Here is a 14,160-nt window from a genome sequence, read left to right on the forward strand (position 1 = left end):
GAGCTGCGTTAATTGGCTTCGGAGGGAAGAGAACCGGTGTTCAGAGGACGAAGCCCATTGTTTTTCAACAAACGTTTTACAAAGAAAGTAAACAGCAACAAGGAAAACGAGACCGACACGGCGCTGACCGTAAACACTAGCTGGTAGCTCGTATACTGAGAGACCCAGCCTAGCATGATCGCACCTAGCCCGATGCCAAGGTCAGTAGAAGTCAAGAGAGAAGCCGTGGCAACCCCTTTACGGTCCGGGTGCGCAAGACGTATCGTTGCCGCTTGAAGAGCCGGATTCACGGAACCGAAACCGATACCGTACAGAACCGCCGAAACGAGCACGCCGAACAATCCGGTCGAAAAGCTCAAGGTAATCAAAGCCGAAATCGTAATCACAAGGGCAGGTACAATGACAAACGTCTCGCCGTGCCGGTCCGAAAGTTTTCCCGCAATGGGACGGATCAGGGCAAGCGTTGCGGCATAGGCCAGAAAGAACGCGCCGGGATTGACCTTGATCGAATTAGCGAACAGTGGGACAAAGGTGGTAATGCCGCCATAAGCGATAGCATGAAAAAAGCCCGATGCCGTGACTGGCAAGACCGATTTTTCAAAAAAATCGATTCTCCTTGTACCAGATTTCGGCCGGAAAGGCATTTTTGCACCAAACGTCAAGAGCAGCGCTGCGGCAGAGAGGACGACGGCGAATAGAAACAAAGCGTGGTACGACAGGTTCTGTGTAACCCAGATACCGAATATCGGGCCGACCGCCATCGCCATCGTCGTGGCCGTGCCAAACCACCCCAAGCCTTCTCCGCGGCGGGCCGATGGGATCATATCGCCAATCGCCGTGTAAACGGCGGTTGTGGAAACGGCCCAGCTCATCCCGTGCAATATTCTGAGCCCCATCAAAACGACGATTCCGCCGATCCAGTCATACATATACATCGCCAAGGTGAAGAGCAGCAGCCCCCAGATGATAAACGGACGCCTGCCAAACCGGTCCAGCAGCACGCCGACAATCGGCCGAAAAATAACGGCAGACAGCATAAACGCGCCCGCCGCCAGACCAACCTGCGCTTCGTTGCCGCCCATCTGTTTGATGAACAGCGGCAGCGTCGGATACAGCGAATAAAATCCTGTGAATAGGAAAAACATCCCTACCGTCATGAAAATAAACGGCTTCGTCCATATGCGTTCCACCTTCATTCCTCCTCAAGTTCTATCAAGAACTCTTGTGTGTTAAATGACGTAACCTAATTATGCAATAAATGAAAAAAAGACCGTTATCTCATTTGTCTTAAATGATTGCCTAATCCTCTCACTATCACTAACGCTTTAGACGTATATGCTTTATAATTGAAAAAGATAAAAAAACTACGAGGAGGAGCTTATGTCTGAGGAAATAATAAAACAGCAGAATGAGCTTGCCAAACTGATTGAGCGTCACTCGGGACATGACGGAGTTTACCTGACTGCTATCCCATCTTTATTTTTTATTCACAACTCTAAAGTGACTGAGCCCGTCTACAGAGTTTACAAGCCTTCCTTATGTTTTATAGCTCAAGGTTCAAAAGAGATATTGCTGGCACAGGAGCGTTTTGAGTATGGTCCTGCTGACTACCTTATTTCATCCATGAACTTGCCGGTGATCGGCCAAGTCATAAAAGCCTCTCTTGACGTTCCGTATTTGAGTTTCAAACTTGAATTTACACAAAGTCAAATTTTAGAGGTTTTAAATAACTCCGAAATTCAAATCGCCCCGAAAGAAAATGCTAAGCGAGCTATGTTTGTCGGTCAGATAGAGTTGCCTATACTAGATGCGATAATCAGATTAGCTCGTTTGCTAGACAATCCTAAAGACATTCCGTTCCTTGCTCCCGTCTACACAAGGGAAATTCTATACAGGCTTCTGCAAGGGCAGTATGGAGTTGCGCTTGCGCAAATCGCAATGGAAGGAAGCAGCACCTATCGAATCAGGGACGCTATCGAACAAATTATCAATGACTGTGATAAGCCTTTGCGAATTGAAGAGCTTGCAGAAATAGCTAATATGAGTATTTCTTCATTTCATAGACACTTCAAAGAGGTAACAGCTATGAGCCCAATTCAGTTTCAAAAACAATTACGATTGCAGGAAGCTCGGCGCCTATTATTATCCGAGTCAGCGGATGCCGCTGATGTCGCATTCCGGGTAGGCTATGAAAGTGCATCCCAATTCAGCCGCGAATATTCTCGTATGTTTGGTTCTCCTCCCAGAGCAGACATAAAGCGTCTGAAGGAAAAATATGACCGAGGACTAAACGTAAGATGATCCAAATGCCATACGATGTAGTGATCATTTCTTGCGTTTTCCATCTTGATCGCTGTAACGTATACTTTTAATAAAAAATCAAAACAAGGTGTGATGACATGTCTCCCCGTACAAAGAAACAGAACGAGTTTATTCGTGAGCAACGTAAGCAAGAGATTTTACATGCGGCCGTTCACGTCTATGTGGCAAAGGGCTATTCGGCTACGACATTGAGCGATGTTGCAGATCAGGCGGGTCTTGCACATGGTCTGGTATATTACTACTTCAAGAATAAAAAGATGCTTTTTCGGGAGCTTTACGAAACCATGATGGACCAGTCCCTTCACTACACAACCGTGTATTTTGAACAGGATTCACCCGTGCTCGCGCAATTCAAAAGCTATGCCATGCTCATCTGTGAGCGTGTGATCAAAGATCCACAGACCCAGCGTTTTTATATGCGAATCAGCCTGGATCTGCATCATCTATATGAGCCCGGAGAATTGTCGCCCTTTGAATGGATGAAGAGCTTTATCAAGCCAATGGTCCAAGCGATTGACAAAGGAATTGGGCATGGTGTCATCCGTCAGGGAGACGTGAACCTTATGGCCATGCAATATTGGGGAGCTATTTCACAAGGAATGAGTTATCTGGATCAGCTGCTTCAAGATCTTGCCGCTCAGGGCTTGGAGGAGGCGGAAATTAACAGCCTAATGGGGGAAAAATTCCAACAGATCGCCGAATCGGCAATTTCGTTATTCAAGCCGGATTAAATATACAATTTATGGTTGACTGAGTTCTCAATCAAAAATATAATGAACTCAAGGAGCGTGATCATTTGCCAACAATTTACAAGGAGATTTTGATTGATGCCTCGCCGGAGCAGGTATGGGACGCGGTGAGCGACGTAGGTGCTGTCCATCATCGACTGGTACCCGGCTATACCGAAGATACCCTTATGGACGGTCACGAAAGAACACTCATCCTGCCAAATGGCGGCATGGTCCGCGAGTTCATCGTATCCGTTGATGAAAAGGAACGTCGAATGGCTTACGCGGTACAAGAAGGACTCATGCCGCTGCTGCATCATCATGCATCCTTCCATGTCTTTCCCCATGGCGAAAGCGGCGCCAAGCTCGTCTGGATAACCGACTTCCTTCCTGAGCAACTCACTGCTGAGATTCAAGCACGTGTAAATCGCGGAGCAGAGGTTATGAAAGAGACTATCGAGGCCGAAACAAAGGGAGGAAACTGATGAGAATTCTGGTCATTGCAGCTCATCCGAAAGTCGAACAATCACGTGTAAATAAACGCTGGTTGGCGGAATTGCGTGGATATCCCGATCAAATTACAGTTCAAGAATTATATAAGGCATACCCCGATTATGAAATCAACGTGGAGAATGAACAAGACCTCATCGCCAGGCACGAGCGCATCGTATTTCAATTTCCAATCCAATGGTACAGTATGCCGTCTTTACTCAAGCAATGGCTCGATGACGTGTTTACGACATCCTGGCTTTTCGGAGCCGGCGGTAAAGCCGTTGCGGGGAAAGAATTAGTCCTTGCCATGTCGATTGGAGGCGATGAATCGTCCTACCAGTCGGGTGGCTTAATTGGTTATACAATCAGCGAACTGATCCGACCCTTTCAAGCGTTTGCCAATCAAATCGGCATGACTTTCCTACCGCATTATAAATTTTATGGTGCGGTCAAGGCGAAGGATGACCAAATCGAAAATAGTGCCTTACTTTATGTGAAACACATCTCCTCTCCCGATCTCAACCCCATGATCGTTCGAAAACGTATGCTCGACGAAATGAGTAAGGCTAGTTCAAATCCCTTATGATTTTCGAGTCATCTTAAATTCAAAAAGCGCGATGCTAAAATGACATCGCGCTTTTTATGCTGTTTCTATATCCAAAGATTTAACTAGAGACTAACTCTTTTTGGTTTAAACCAAGCGTCTCTGCTGTTGAAGTATGAATTTCGTGCAGAAGCTCTGGGTTTTCCATTAGAGACACGCCATAAGAAGGAATCATTTCTTTAATTTTCGGTTCCCACTCTTTCACATGTTGCGGGAAGCATTTTTTAATTACCTCAAGCATAACGTGAACAGCCGTAGAAGCACCTGGGGAAGCACCTAGTAATGCTGCAATCGAGCCATCAGCGGCACTAATAACTTCCGTTCCAAATTGAAGCGTACCTTTGCCGCCAGCTTCCGTATCTTTGATAACTTGTACACGTTGGCCCGCTGCTACTGAATCCCAATCCTCGCTTTTGGCGTTCGGGATAAACTCTCGTAACTCTTCCATGCGCTTTTCTTTCGATAACATGACTTGCTCGATCAGGTATTTTGTCAATGACATGTTTTTTGCGCCTGCCGACAACATCGTTACGAGATTATTCGGTTTTACGGAAGTTACCAAATCAAACATGGAGCCGGTTTTTAAAAACTTTGGTGAGAAGCCCGCAAACGGTCCAAATAGCAACGATTTTTTATTGTCGATAAATCTTGTGTCAAGATGCGGAACAGACATTGGAGGAGCTCCAACTTTTGCTTTGCCGTATACTTTTGCGTGATGCTGCGCAATAACATCCGGATTATTACATACCATAAATATTCCGCTTACCGGGAATCCTCCAATATGTTTTCCTTCAGGAATACCGGATTTTTGCAGTAAATGCAGGCTTCCTCCCCCGCCTCCGATAAAGACGAATTTTGCAGTGTGCCGTTCGACGTTGCCGCTGTCGTTTCGTACTTTCAACTCCCACGAGCCGTCACTAGTACGTTTCATATTATCAACGCTATGTTTGTATTTGATATCGACGTTTTTACGCTTTAAGTGGTCAAACAAAATGCGTGTTAAAGCACCAAAGTTGACATCTGTTCCAGAGTCAATTTTTGTTGCCGCTATAGGTTCACTCGATGGACGATCTTGTATAATAAGCGGAATCCATTCCATTAGTTTTGCAGGGTCATCGGAAAATTCCATCCCTTGAAACAGAGGATTATTTGACATCGCCTCAAAACGTTTCTTTAAAAACGTTACATTTTCTTCCCCTTGTACCATACTCATATGAGGCAATGGCATGATAAAGTCATGCGGATTACGTATCAGCTTGCTGTTTACAAGATAAGACCAAAACTGCATGGAAAGCTGAAACTGTTCATTAATTTTGATAGCTTTCCTAATATCTATAGATCCGTCTGGTTTTTCGACAGTGTAATTAAGCTCGCACAGTGCCGCATGCCCTGTTCCTGCATTATTCCATTCGTTAGTGCTTTCCTCTCCTGCATTTTCGAGCTTCTCAAACACTGTAATTTCCCATTCCGGTACTAATTCTTTCAGAAGTGTCCCTAAAGTCGCACTCATGATTCCGGCACCAATTAAGATGACATCTGTTTTAGTTTCTCCGTTGCTCATTTTTACCATCCTTATACCCTAAAATTTGCAGAAAGGATGTAGGCGCTCCTGCTTAGGCGTCATACCAAACCAAGGCGCGAACTAGTCACACACCTTTTCTGTTTCAATTATAACCATATCATAGTATTATCTGATAATTATAAGCTATTTAAAAGCTGGTGAAAAGTGAGAAATCCGTCCACAAGGCCCAATGAACACAAAAAAACCAAGACCTTAACCCAGCTTTTGCATGGATTAAGGTTTTGGTTAGCTCAACACAACTTGCATCATCTCGCGGGCGCCACTCAACTAATCTTCAATTAATGATATTTCTCTTTCATGAATCCCATTTTCCCATTACTGAAAACCAATGATTGGGTGAGGGACATACGGTTCTTCCAGCGACGCGACTTCTTCCGTTGTTAATTTAATTGAAAGAGCAGCTACCGCATCTTCAAGATGAGAGACTTTTGTTGCACCGATAATTGGAGCTGTTACCGGTTCTTTCTGCAGCAACCAGGCAAGTGCGATTTGAACGCGGGGAACGCCATGTTTTTCTGCGATTGCCGCAACCCGCTCCACGACCAATCGATCGGTATTTGCAGTCGCATCGTATTTCGCTTTTGCAATTTGATCGGTTTCAGAACGATGTGTTGTTTCCTGCATATCACGCGTCAATCTTCCTCCTGCAAGCGGGCTATATGGAATCACACCGATTTTTTCAGCCCTACAAAGCGGCAGCATCTCCCTTTCCTCTTCGCGGTATATGAGGTTCAAATGATTCTGCATCGATACGAATCGGGTCCATCCATTTTTCTCAGCTACATGTAAGGCCTTCAGAAACTGCCATGCGTACATGGCTGAAGCACCAATGTATCTTGCCTTCCCAGCCTTCACCACATCATGCAAGGCTTCCATCGTCTCTTCGATGGGCGTACTGTAATCCCAGCGGTGAATTTGGTACAGATCCACATAATCTGTTCCCAGTCTCTTAAGACTCTTATCAATTTCACTCATGATTGACTTTCGGGAAAGTCCGGCACCGTTTGGACCTTCATGCATGCGCCCATGTACCTTCGTTGCGAGCACAATTTCATCTCGGTTAGCATAATCCTTTAGAGCCCGCCCAACAATTTCCTCGCTTGTCCCGTCGGAATATACGTTCGCCGTATCAAAAAAATTGACACCTATCTCCAAAGCTTTTTTAATGATTGGACGACTGCGTTCTTCATCAAGTACCCACTGATGGATCCACCGCCCTGCTTCACCAAAGCCCATACAGCCAAGACAAATACGGGATACATCCAAGCCTGTATTTCCAAGTTTCACATATTCCATTTGTTTGTACACTCCTTTTTCTTATCATATAAGAAGTCTCGCCCTGCACTCTTTATTGCCCTTCTGAAACCACTCTCAAATGAAAAGTACCTGTCAGTTCTTTTTCCTTTGACATTTTGATAGCTCCTTCTCATTATTTACTGGTCGTAATAAACAAACATTAAGTCAATAATAATTCTTGATATATTAATGGACACGTGTCTATAATTATAAGCAAATATAGAACATCTGCAATTGCTAAATGAGCGTGATTTGTTAAGAAATGAACAGCTACTTAATAATTGTTAATTATTTACGAAAGCTTGGTGACCGCCAGTTGGCTAAAGTGGATCGAAGGATACTCAAAACGCAGGAAGCGTTAAAAAAAGCTGTTATTGAATTAATGTCAGAGAAAAATTTTGATGACATTACGATACAGGATCTTTCCGACAGGGCGAATGTAAGCCGCGGGACCATCTATCTTCATTATTTGGATAAATTTGATCTGCTGGATAAACTCATTGAAGAACATATAAACGTTCTAAGGGAAATGTGCAGAACGGCATCCGAATTGGATTTTATCGAAGCGACTCTGATGTGGACCGAATACTTTGAGCGTAATTATTCATTCTTTTCAATGATGTTAGCGAGTAAGGGTGCCCCTTATTTTCGCGGTCGGTTTCTTGACTTACTTATCGAAGAATTAACGAATGAGGTCGATGTGACCAAAGGTAAGAACGAGAGGTTAAATGAAGATCTTCTAGTTAGGTTTGTTGCATCTGCTTATGTAGGGGTAGTGGAATGGTGGTTTACTAATGGAAAGCCTGTCACCCATCATGTTTTGGCAGAACAACTGGGGACATTGTTAGATAGAAATGTGTAATCAGTATCTAGCCCAAGCACCGTATTGGTACTTGAGCTTTTTTCGTTTCTTGTTCCGTGGAATACTCAATAACAAGTTCACTTTTCCCTCACACTCAGAATAACCCCAACAATAATAACTATACCACCGATCAAATCAAATATATGCAAGACTTCATGTAGGAATACGGTTGAGAATAACACGCCAAAAAGAGGAACGAGGTTCATCAGCGCCATTGCAGTACCAGAGCTGAGGTTGCGCAGTCCGTAATTATAAAGCATAAAAGCTGTTACAGAGCAGAAAACCCCAAGATAGAGCAGCACCCAGAGCGACTCTACGCTAGGCACCTGCCATCTTGACCGCTCTATCAGTGCAAGCGGAATGAATGCAAGCGTCCCTGCAATCGTCTGGTAAAACGAAACGGTTACCATGGAATAGTTTTTGACAACTTTGCGTGTGGTAAAGTTATATGCTGCAAACACAACGCCCGCCAGAATTAGAATTAGGTTACCCGTCAGCTGTCCTGAACTCTCCCCCGAACTGCCGCCCGAAATCTGATACACTCCGAGAACGGCCATCACAATCCCAAGCCCCTTCACCCAGGAAATTTTTATGCGAAAAAAAATAAACTCAAGCAGCGCTGTTATGGCCGGGTAAGAAGCGACGATCAGCGCGGCGCTGGATGCCGTTGTCAGCTCAAGCCCTATATTCTCCAGCGCAAAGTAAAGAGTCGTTCCCAATATTCCGCTCAGCGCCATCAATCCCATATCCTTCGGTGCAGGCCTTATAAATTCTTTTCTAGACAGCATAATCGCTCCTAAAATGACGGAAGCAATTACAAAGCGTGCTGCCCCCAACGTGAGAGGCGGAAAGGAAAGGTATGCAATCTTAGTCCCAACAAACGAGGTGCTCCATAGCAAAATGGCAATAATAACGGCGATTAGGTAAAGGCTGCTGCTTTTTTGGGCTTTTGCTATTCGTACTTTTTGAATTTCATTTGATGCATCCATGCTGTACCTCCAAGGAATTCTAAGTAAATACATATAGTAGCTACTTTTGTAGCAACTATATAAATGGTACACCATTGGCACTATCGTCTGTCAAGTGTAATAATGGAGTAAATCGGATAAATGAAAAAAACCGGACTTATGTACGAAGCGGAGGGCAGGAGGTTAAAAAATGAAATTAGAAATCATTCAGATGTTGCAGGATTTGAATTTTACCGAATATGAAGCCAAAGCGTACCTGGCGCTACTGGATAAATCTCCATTATCGGGGTATGCAATTTCTTTGAACTCGGGTGTACCGCGTTCTAAAATTTATGAAGTGCTAAGCGGAATGGTGGAGCGCGGCGAAGTCATGGTCAGTCTCGAGGATCCTTCGTTGTACACGCCATTGCCGCCGCAAGAGCTGATCCGGCTGAAAAAAAGCAAAATCGACTCCTCATTTAAAGCTGCTGAGACAGCGCTTGCCAACTACTCTTATGTATCCTTAAATCGGGAAAACATTTGGAACATCACCGGGTTTGAAGCCATTTTGAGCCGGGCGGCGGAAGCGATTAATCGGGCGACTGGGCGTGTTCTGCTAGAAATCTGGACAGAAGAAGCCAAGCTATTGGAACCTGAACTGCGGAGGGCTGCGGAACGAGGCGTTGAGATTCTGATTGTCGTTTATGGAGAACTGCAGTTCGATTTTGCGCAAGTGTACCCGCACGATTCGAGTGAAGAGATTACATGGGAATACGGCGGCCGTTGGATTGTGGCGAGCATAGACGACCGCGAAGTGGTAGCCGGTATCGTTTCTCTTGGAACGGACAGCCGCGCCGCTTGGACCATGCACCCAGGTCTCGTCATGCCGATCACCGAGGTCATCATTCATGACCTATACATCTATGAGATTATGCAAGCGCACCGTGAAACACTAGAGCAGACATTCGGACCCAATCTAATCGATCTGCGAAAAAGGTATAACTTCGGGCCGGCTGGCTACAACATGGCGATGAGGCTAGGGTTTGGAAATTAACTTCAAAGTCTGAGTTAAAAAAAGAAAGCCCCTCGCGGAGCTTTTTGGCATATAGTAAAAAAACAGCGGCAGCTAAGGACTATAATAATCAGTCCTAGGCTACCGCTGCCTAGTAAATTCAGATTCGTAGGCCAATAAAGTTTTATTTTTTATAAACTACCATTTTCGATGCGGAAATTGTTGAATTCAGACGACTTCACATTTTCCGGTTCCCCAAAAGTATCATGCGATTGAATCGAATCGGAGATTAGTATTCGCCCCGCAACATCGCCGACCTTCCCACCGCGGATTGTACATGCCATTTCCAAAGCTTCAGCGTGATGCAGATTGCATAAAGAAATATGCAGGCGATTATTCGCATCCACGGATGCAGACACACTAAGCTGATCTATGCTCTGTCCATCCATTTCGTAGGACGGGCTTTCTACATCTGCGGCAAAGTGGGCCTTACTCCCAGTAAATTCAAGTCTGGACGCTATCTGTCTTTCCTAGCATTGGGATGGCTGCGTAACTAGGAGAGGAGAGTTCGTTTTGGATTTTCTTAAAATGAATTTGTAACGAGCCAAAAAATACTTTTCCCTGGTTATAGTGAAGCTCACATTTGTACCCGTAAGAACGGGATGCAGACTGCAGCGCTTTATAACCTGGTAACGCAGTGACCAAAGTGGTAATCCGTTTAATAATATGGTTAGGCACTTTCGTAAACATCGTCGCGTATATCCCATCGGCAACCGATACAAAACTAGGAAATGTGCGCTTATCGAAATGCGAAAGTGTAACAAAATCGGCGACGATTGCCAGCATATCTTTGTTCAAACGATTTAAATTTATGGTGATATCCTTGTAAAAGTAAATACCAAAACCGATTTTATTTGTTACCGGGTTCAAACATTTTTTCAACTTCAACAATGTAGCTGCCGTATAAGTCTCAAGTTGATCCATAAACGAGTGCCAGTGAATGAGCGATCTCAAACCTTTTTTCATAAAGTTCTCCTTCAGTTCTATATGTTTACGTAATTTAGGTGTTTATTTTATTTGACTCTAGAACAAGACGGATTGTTCGCTAAAAAGCATTGGTAAATGTAGGGAGTCTCATCTCATGCGATGGGTGTACCGTTTTTAACAGGTTCATCCGGTTTTAAGAGAACCACATCACCTTCTGTTGGAACACCGCCGATGACCAATACCTCAGATTTAAACCCTGCGATGCGTCTAACAGGAAAATTCATTACGGCGACTACTTGACGTCCAATAAGTTGTTCGGATTCATATCTTTGTGTAATCTGAGCAGAGGAGCGTTTAATACCCATCTCACCAAAATCGATTTCTAATTTTATTGCAGGTTTTCGAGCTTCCGGAAAAGGCTCTGCTTTAATTACAGTACCGACACGGATATCTAATTTCATAAAATCCTCAATTGTAACCACGATTGCTGCCTCCATTTTTTACGCAAATTAAATCTTTTTATATGTGTTCAGTAGGACCCGAAGTTGTTGCATAACAAACCCTACATGTTTACTGTCTCTGCTCAATCTGCTTGCCATTACACTGCCTTCGAGTGAAGAAACGATAAATGATGATATGGAATCAACATCTACATCTGATCGGAATTCTCCAACAGATATCCCATATTTAAAAATACCTTGGACGAGGCTTATCATCTCCTCATACGCGGCTAAGGCTTTATCACGCAGGATTGGAAAGCTATCATCGCTTTCAACTGCCGTATTCAGTAAAGGACACCCTCCTATTATTGGAGGATTGTTCACTGGATCAATATGCACATTACATACAGCCATTATTTTATCTATCGCTGTATCCGCATTATGAATAGCTGATGATAATTGTTCCATCAATACCTGCCCCGCATATTCAAAGGCTTCAACCGCGATTTCATCTTTGTTAGAAAATCTTCGATAAATCCCGCCTTTTGTTAATCCTGTAGCCTCTATGATGTCTTGTATCGATGACCCTGCATACCCCTTTTGATTAAATAATTCAGCGGATTTAATAATGATGTGCTGTCGTGTTTTTTCGTCTTTACGCATTTTTCAGTCCTCCATACGTCCCAAATAGCATTTGAGATATATTGTAACATTTCCCTTGCATTTAACTAAATATTAGAGTAATATTTTACCGAACCGTACGGTTCGGTTCGGTATTTTTATCATAAGGTTAGTCACCAGAGAGGACAATGAAATTATGAACACTGTTAGAATCGTCCGCATTCCCATCCTCCCTATGCACATGGTAAATTCCCACTTACTTGTGGGGCCTGACGGATGCATTCTTGTCGATGCGGGACTACCCGGGTCTGAGAATAAAATTAAAAAGGCCTTAGCTAAGGAAAGACTTACTTTCAAAGACATCAAACTCATCGTCGTTACCCATGCGCACGTAGATCACGCAGGAAGTGCAGCATTAGTTCGTGAGCTATCAGGAGCACCAATATTGGCTCACGAGGGAGATGCTAAACATTTTAACCGAGAGACGCCAATGACTTTTTGCCCAACTGGTTGGTTTGGCCGTTTATTTATCAAGACACCATTAATGCTTGAACCGTATATCGGTTTTGAACCGGATATTCTGTTTACAAAGCATGATGTTATTGACTTGGACCGTTATGGGATTCCTGGGATGGTTAAGCACACACCTGGGCACACATCCGGCTCTGTCTCCATAGAGCTTGCTACTAATGAAGCTTTGGTCGGTGACCTTGTCGCTTCAGGAATTTTGTTAGGCGGTATCGTAAGAACTAATCATGCCATACGTCCACCATTCGAAGATGACCCGCACACAGTAGCCCGTGAATTGACCCGCCTGCTTGATTCGGGAGTCGATAAATTCTACATGGGGCATGGCGGTCCATTAAAGGCTTCCGAGGTCCAACGTCACGTCCAGTCTCTCATACTGCTGCCAAAAAAATAAAATCACAGCAGTTATCATCGATAAATCTTCAATAATGAACGTCTCGTCTTTATACTGATAAAATACATAACAAGTATTTTTCTCTGTTTGATTAAAGGCTTCATTGGCGTCTTGACCCTTCAAGCACCTTCTTTTCTTATAACTAAACAAGTGCCATAAATACCTACAGTAACCTCTGTATTCACTGAATACCTCCATACTACATATCATTTAAATTAAAACCCTTTTGCAAACATTAAAGCTAGAATCGCAGTTTTCGCATCCAGCCCTAGGCCATTCCTTTTTTTTAAAAATCCGACATTCAATAATACTATATTATTCCAAGTCGGAATGTACAATTGCTGCTACATTGTGAGAATCCTTTTGATGAATGACAAAAATCATAAATTGATACTTGATTATTGTTTATACAGGAGCTATACTAAGTTCATAATCAAGAAACAATAAATTATATATCAAAGGAGTTTTAAAATGAGAATCAATCCTAAATATCGTCAACTGACCTTTGTATCCATTATGTCAATGATTATGACGTTTATCATGTCGGGAATAATGACCTATGTACTTGAAGGTGGCTTTATTGCACACTTTATTAGTGCATGGATGAAAGATTGGGGAGTCGCTTTTGTGATCGCATTTGGACTAAACCTTTTCTTACCAGCTAAAATTCGTGAATTTGCAAATAGATTTAAAAAAGCTCAAATTGTCTATATTTTTGCAATATCGCTCATTATGACCTTTATCCTCTCCTTTGTCTTAACTGCTTTTGCCATGAATGGTATCGTTCCACATTTTGTGGGCTATTGGACGGGCGCATGGCGCATAGCTTTCATCATTGTTTTCGTATTAAATTTCTTTTTACCACAGTTCGTTGGCAAACTTGTCAGTAAATTAATGGTTCCACAACCAGCATTGCATTAAAGAAATGGAACAGCGCGAAGCAAAAAAGCACAATGGATCAGGAGCTATATGCTCTTGGTTCATTGTGCTTTTTTGTTTCAACAATTACCCTTCCAGCACATCCGCTCCCAATTCGCCCGCAACCTCAATCATCTTAGGGATTACGGCTTCATTGGTGCCAGATACGTAAATATCTCCCTGATAATGACGGAATGGGATTTTGGTATCACCATAGCTCCACATGAAGAAATCCCCCTCAATAGACATGCTGGTAGAGCCTGTTACCGTAAACACGGATGTATAGGAAAAATCAGGTTTGGACGTAAAATATAGCTTGCACTCTTCCAAAGATATGGTTTTCGCAGAATTGTCCTTTTCCTGAAACTCTCTTGTGATTCGATAGCGTTGACTCATTGAAATTCCTCCATGATCGTTCAATATAAAA

Annotated in this window: 18 protein-coding genes; 8 read left to right on the top strand and 10 right to left on the bottom strand. The window is 43.4% G+C overall.

Annotated features, from left to right (window positions below):
- Positions 1-8: 8 nt before the first annotated feature.
- Positions 9-1,190 carry an MFS transporter gene (locus AC58U0_RS20380; RefSeq protein WP_497380822.1) on the bottom strand — a complete coding sequence of 394 codons (1,182 nt, stop codon included), beginning with the start codon at positions 1,188-1,190 and terminating at the stop codon, positions 9-11.
- 190 nt (positions 1,191-1,380) lie between these two features.
- Here AC58U0_RS20380 and AC58U0_RS20385 point away from each other — a divergent pair, with 190 nt between their 5' ends.
- The 4 genes from AC58U0_RS20385 (at position 1,381) to AC58U0_RS20400 (ending at position 4,128) form a co-directional block, all read left to right on the top strand.
- Positions 1,381-2,301, top strand: a complete 921-nt coding sequence (locus tag AC58U0_RS20385; protein WP_497380823.1) for an AraC family transcriptional regulator — start codon at positions 1,381-1,383, stop codon at positions 2,299-2,301.
- 98 nt (positions 2,302-2,399) lie between these two features.
- Positions 2,400-3,053, top strand: a complete 654-nt coding sequence (locus AC58U0_RS20390; RefSeq protein WP_497380824.1) for a TetR/AcrR family transcriptional regulator — start codon at positions 2,400-2,402, stop codon at positions 3,051-3,053.
- Positions 3,054-3,118: 65 nt separating this feature from the next.
- The gene (locus AC58U0_RS20395) at positions 3,119-3,535 is read left to right on the top strand and encodes an SRPBCC family protein (RefSeq protein WP_497380825.1); all 417 of its coding nucleotides are present in this window, start codon (positions 3,119-3,121) and stop codon (positions 3,533-3,535) included.
- Positions 3,535-4,128, top strand: a complete 594-nt coding sequence (locus AC58U0_RS20400; protein WP_497380826.1) for an NAD(P)H-dependent oxidoreductase — start codon at positions 3,535-3,537, stop codon at positions 4,126-4,128. The genes AC58U0_RS20395 and AC58U0_RS20400 overlap by 1 nt, the downstream gene beginning before the upstream one ends.
- A 79-nt stretch (positions 4,129-4,207) precedes the next feature.
- Here the strand turns inward: AC58U0_RS20400 and AC58U0_RS20405 are convergent, their stop codons facing one another.
- The gene (locus AC58U0_RS20405) at positions 4,208-5,707 is read right to left on the bottom strand and encodes a malate:quinone oxidoreductase (RefSeq protein WP_497380827.1); all 1,500 of its coding nucleotides are present in this window, start codon (positions 5,705-5,707) and stop codon (positions 4,208-4,210) included.
- A gap of 336 nt (positions 5,708-6,043) precedes the next feature.
- Complete coding sequence (locus tag AC58U0_RS20410; protein ID WP_497380828.1) at positions 6,044-7,024, bottom strand: aldo/keto reductase; 981 nt, start codon at positions 7,022-7,024, stop codon at positions 6,044-6,046.
- A 316-nt stretch (positions 7,025-7,340) separates the two neighbouring features.
- Here AC58U0_RS20410 and AC58U0_RS20415 point away from each other — a divergent pair, with 316 nt between their 5' ends.
- Positions 7,341-7,886 (top strand): TetR/AcrR family transcriptional regulator, encoded by a 546-nt coding sequence (locus AC58U0_RS20415; RefSeq protein ID WP_497380829.1) that lies wholly within the window; start codon positions 7,341-7,343, stop codon positions 7,884-7,886.
- A 77-nt stretch (positions 7,887-7,963) separates the two neighbouring features.
- Here the strand turns inward: AC58U0_RS20415 and AC58U0_RS20420 are convergent, their stop codons facing one another.
- Positions 7,964-8,875 carry a DMT family transporter gene (locus AC58U0_RS20420; RefSeq protein ID WP_497380830.1) on the bottom strand — a complete coding sequence of 304 codons (912 nt, stop codon included), beginning with the start codon at positions 8,873-8,875 and terminating at the stop codon, positions 7,964-7,966.
- Positions 8,876-9,044: 169 nt separating this feature from the next.
- Between AC58U0_RS20420 and AC58U0_RS20425 the strand changes: the two genes are divergently transcribed.
- Positions 9,045-9,887 (top strand): TrmB family transcriptional regulator, encoded by an 843-nt coding sequence (locus AC58U0_RS20425; RefSeq protein ID WP_497380831.1) that lies wholly within the window; start codon positions 9,045-9,047, stop codon positions 9,885-9,887.
- Positions 9,888-10,036: 149 nt separating this feature from the next.
- On the opposite strand, the gene AC58U0_RS20430 is transcribed toward AC58U0_RS20425, so the two are convergent.
- The 4 genes from AC58U0_RS20430 to AC58U0_RS20445 form a co-directional block, all read right to left on the bottom strand.
- Positions 10,037-10,294 carry a hypothetical protein gene (locus AC58U0_RS20430; RefSeq protein WP_497380832.1) on the bottom strand — a complete coding sequence of 86 codons (258 nt, stop codon included), beginning with the start codon at positions 10,292-10,294 and terminating at the stop codon, positions 10,037-10,039.
- A gap of 55 nt (positions 10,295-10,349) precedes the next feature.
- Positions 10,350-10,871, bottom strand: coding sequence for a hypothetical protein (locus AC58U0_RS20435; protein WP_497380833.1), 522 nt, complete (start codon positions 10,869-10,871; stop codon positions 10,350-10,352).
- A gap of 113 nt (positions 10,872-10,984) precedes the next feature.
- The gene (csaA, locus tag AC58U0_RS20440) at positions 10,985-11,314 is read right to left on the bottom strand and encodes a chaperone CsaA (RefSeq protein ID WP_497380834.1); all 330 of its coding nucleotides are present in this window, start codon (positions 11,312-11,314) and stop codon (positions 10,985-10,987) included.
- A 27-nt stretch (positions 11,315-11,341) separates the two neighbouring features.
- On the bottom strand, positions 11,342-11,935 hold the full coding sequence (locus tag AC58U0_RS20445; protein WP_497380835.1) for a TetR/AcrR family transcriptional regulator: 594 nt from the start codon (positions 11,933-11,935) through the stop codon (positions 11,342-11,344).
- A gap of 154 nt (positions 11,936-12,089) precedes the next feature.
- On the opposite strand from AC58U0_RS20445, the gene AC58U0_RS20450 reads away from it, so the two are divergent.
- Positions 12,090-12,815: an MBL fold metallo-hydrolase gene (locus tag AC58U0_RS20450; protein WP_497380836.1), complete on the top strand. Its 726-nt coding sequence runs from the start codon at positions 12,090-12,092 to the stop codon at positions 12,813-12,815.
- Here the strand turns inward: AC58U0_RS20450 and AC58U0_RS20455 are convergent.
- Complete coding sequence (locus AC58U0_RS20455; protein ID WP_497380837.1) at positions 12,756-13,025, bottom strand: DUF4275 family protein; 270 nt, start codon at positions 13,023-13,025, stop codon at positions 12,756-12,758. The genes AC58U0_RS20450 and AC58U0_RS20455 overlap by 60 nt on opposite strands.
- A gap of 261 nt (positions 13,026-13,286) precedes the next feature.
- Here AC58U0_RS20455 and AC58U0_RS20460 point away from each other — a divergent pair, with 261 nt between their 5' ends.
- Positions 13,287-13,736, top strand: coding sequence for a DUF2798 domain-containing protein (locus AC58U0_RS20460; protein WP_497380838.1), 450 nt, complete (start codon positions 13,287-13,289; stop codon positions 13,734-13,736).
- An 84-nt stretch (positions 13,737-13,820) separates the two neighbouring features.
- Here the strand turns inward: AC58U0_RS20460 and AC58U0_RS20465 are convergent, their stop codons facing one another.
- The gene (locus AC58U0_RS20465) at positions 13,821-14,129 is read right to left on the bottom strand and encodes a hypothetical protein (RefSeq protein ID WP_497380840.1); all 309 of its coding nucleotides are present in this window, start codon (positions 14,127-14,129) and stop codon (positions 13,821-13,823) included.
- Between the last annotated feature and the right edge of the window lie 31 nt (positions 14,130-14,160).

The sequence above is a fragment of the Paenibacillus sp. J31P190 genome, from assembly GCF_059692075.1.

Excerpts from the sequence above, each read along its gene's own strand:
- AC58U0_RS20385 (WP_497380823.1), top strand. The coding sequence starts at position 1,381 with ATGTCTGAGGAAATAATAAAACAGCAGAATGAGCTTGCCAAACTGATT.
- AC58U0_RS20390 (WP_497380824.1), top strand. The coding sequence starts at position 2,400 with ATGTCTCCCCGTACAAAGAAACAGAACGAGTTTATTCGTGAGCAACGT.
- AC58U0_RS20400 (WP_497380826.1), top strand. The coding sequence starts at position 3,535 with ATGAGAATTCTGGTCATTGCAGCTCATCCGAAAGTCGAACAATCACGT.
- AC58U0_RS20405 (WP_497380827.1), bottom strand. The coding sequence starts at position 5,707 with ATGAGCAACGGAGAAACTAAAACAGATGTCATCTTAATTGGTGCCGGA.
- AC58U0_RS20410 (WP_497380828.1), bottom strand. The coding sequence starts at position 7,024 with ATGGAATATGTGAAACTTGGAAATACAGGCTTGGATGTATCCCGTATT.
- AC58U0_RS20420 (WP_497380830.1), bottom strand. The coding sequence starts at position 8,875 with ATGGATGCATCAAATGAAATTCAAAAAGTACGAATAGCAAAAGCCCAA.
- AC58U0_RS20425 (WP_497380831.1), top strand. The coding sequence starts at position 9,045 with ATGAAATTAGAAATCATTCAGATGTTGCAGGATTTGAATTTTACCGAA.
- AC58U0_RS20430 (WP_497380832.1), bottom strand. The coding sequence starts at position 10,294 with ATGGATGGACAGAGCATAGATCAGCTTAGTGTGTCTGCATCCGTGGAT.
- AC58U0_RS20435 (WP_497380833.1), bottom strand. The coding sequence starts at position 10,871 with ATGAAAAAAGGTTTGAGATCGCTCATTCACTGGCACTCGTTTATGGAT.
- AC58U0_RS20445 (WP_497380835.1), bottom strand. The coding sequence starts at position 11,935 with ATGCGTAAAGACGAAAAAACACGACAGCACATCATTATTAAATCCGCT.
- AC58U0_RS20450 (WP_497380836.1), top strand. The coding sequence starts at position 12,090 with ATGAACACTGTTAGAATCGTCCGCATTCCCATCCTCCCTATGCACATG.
- AC58U0_RS20455 (WP_497380837.1), bottom strand. The coding sequence starts at position 13,025 with ATGATATGTAGTATGGAGGTATTCAGTGAATACAGAGGTTACTGTAGG.
- AC58U0_RS20460 (WP_497380838.1), top strand. The coding sequence starts at position 13,287 with ATGAGAATCAATCCTAAATATCGTCAACTGACCTTTGTATCCATTATG.
- AC58U0_RS20465 (WP_497380840.1), bottom strand. The coding sequence starts at position 14,129 with ATGAGTCAACGCTATCGAATCACAAGAGAGTTTCAGGAAAAGGACAAT.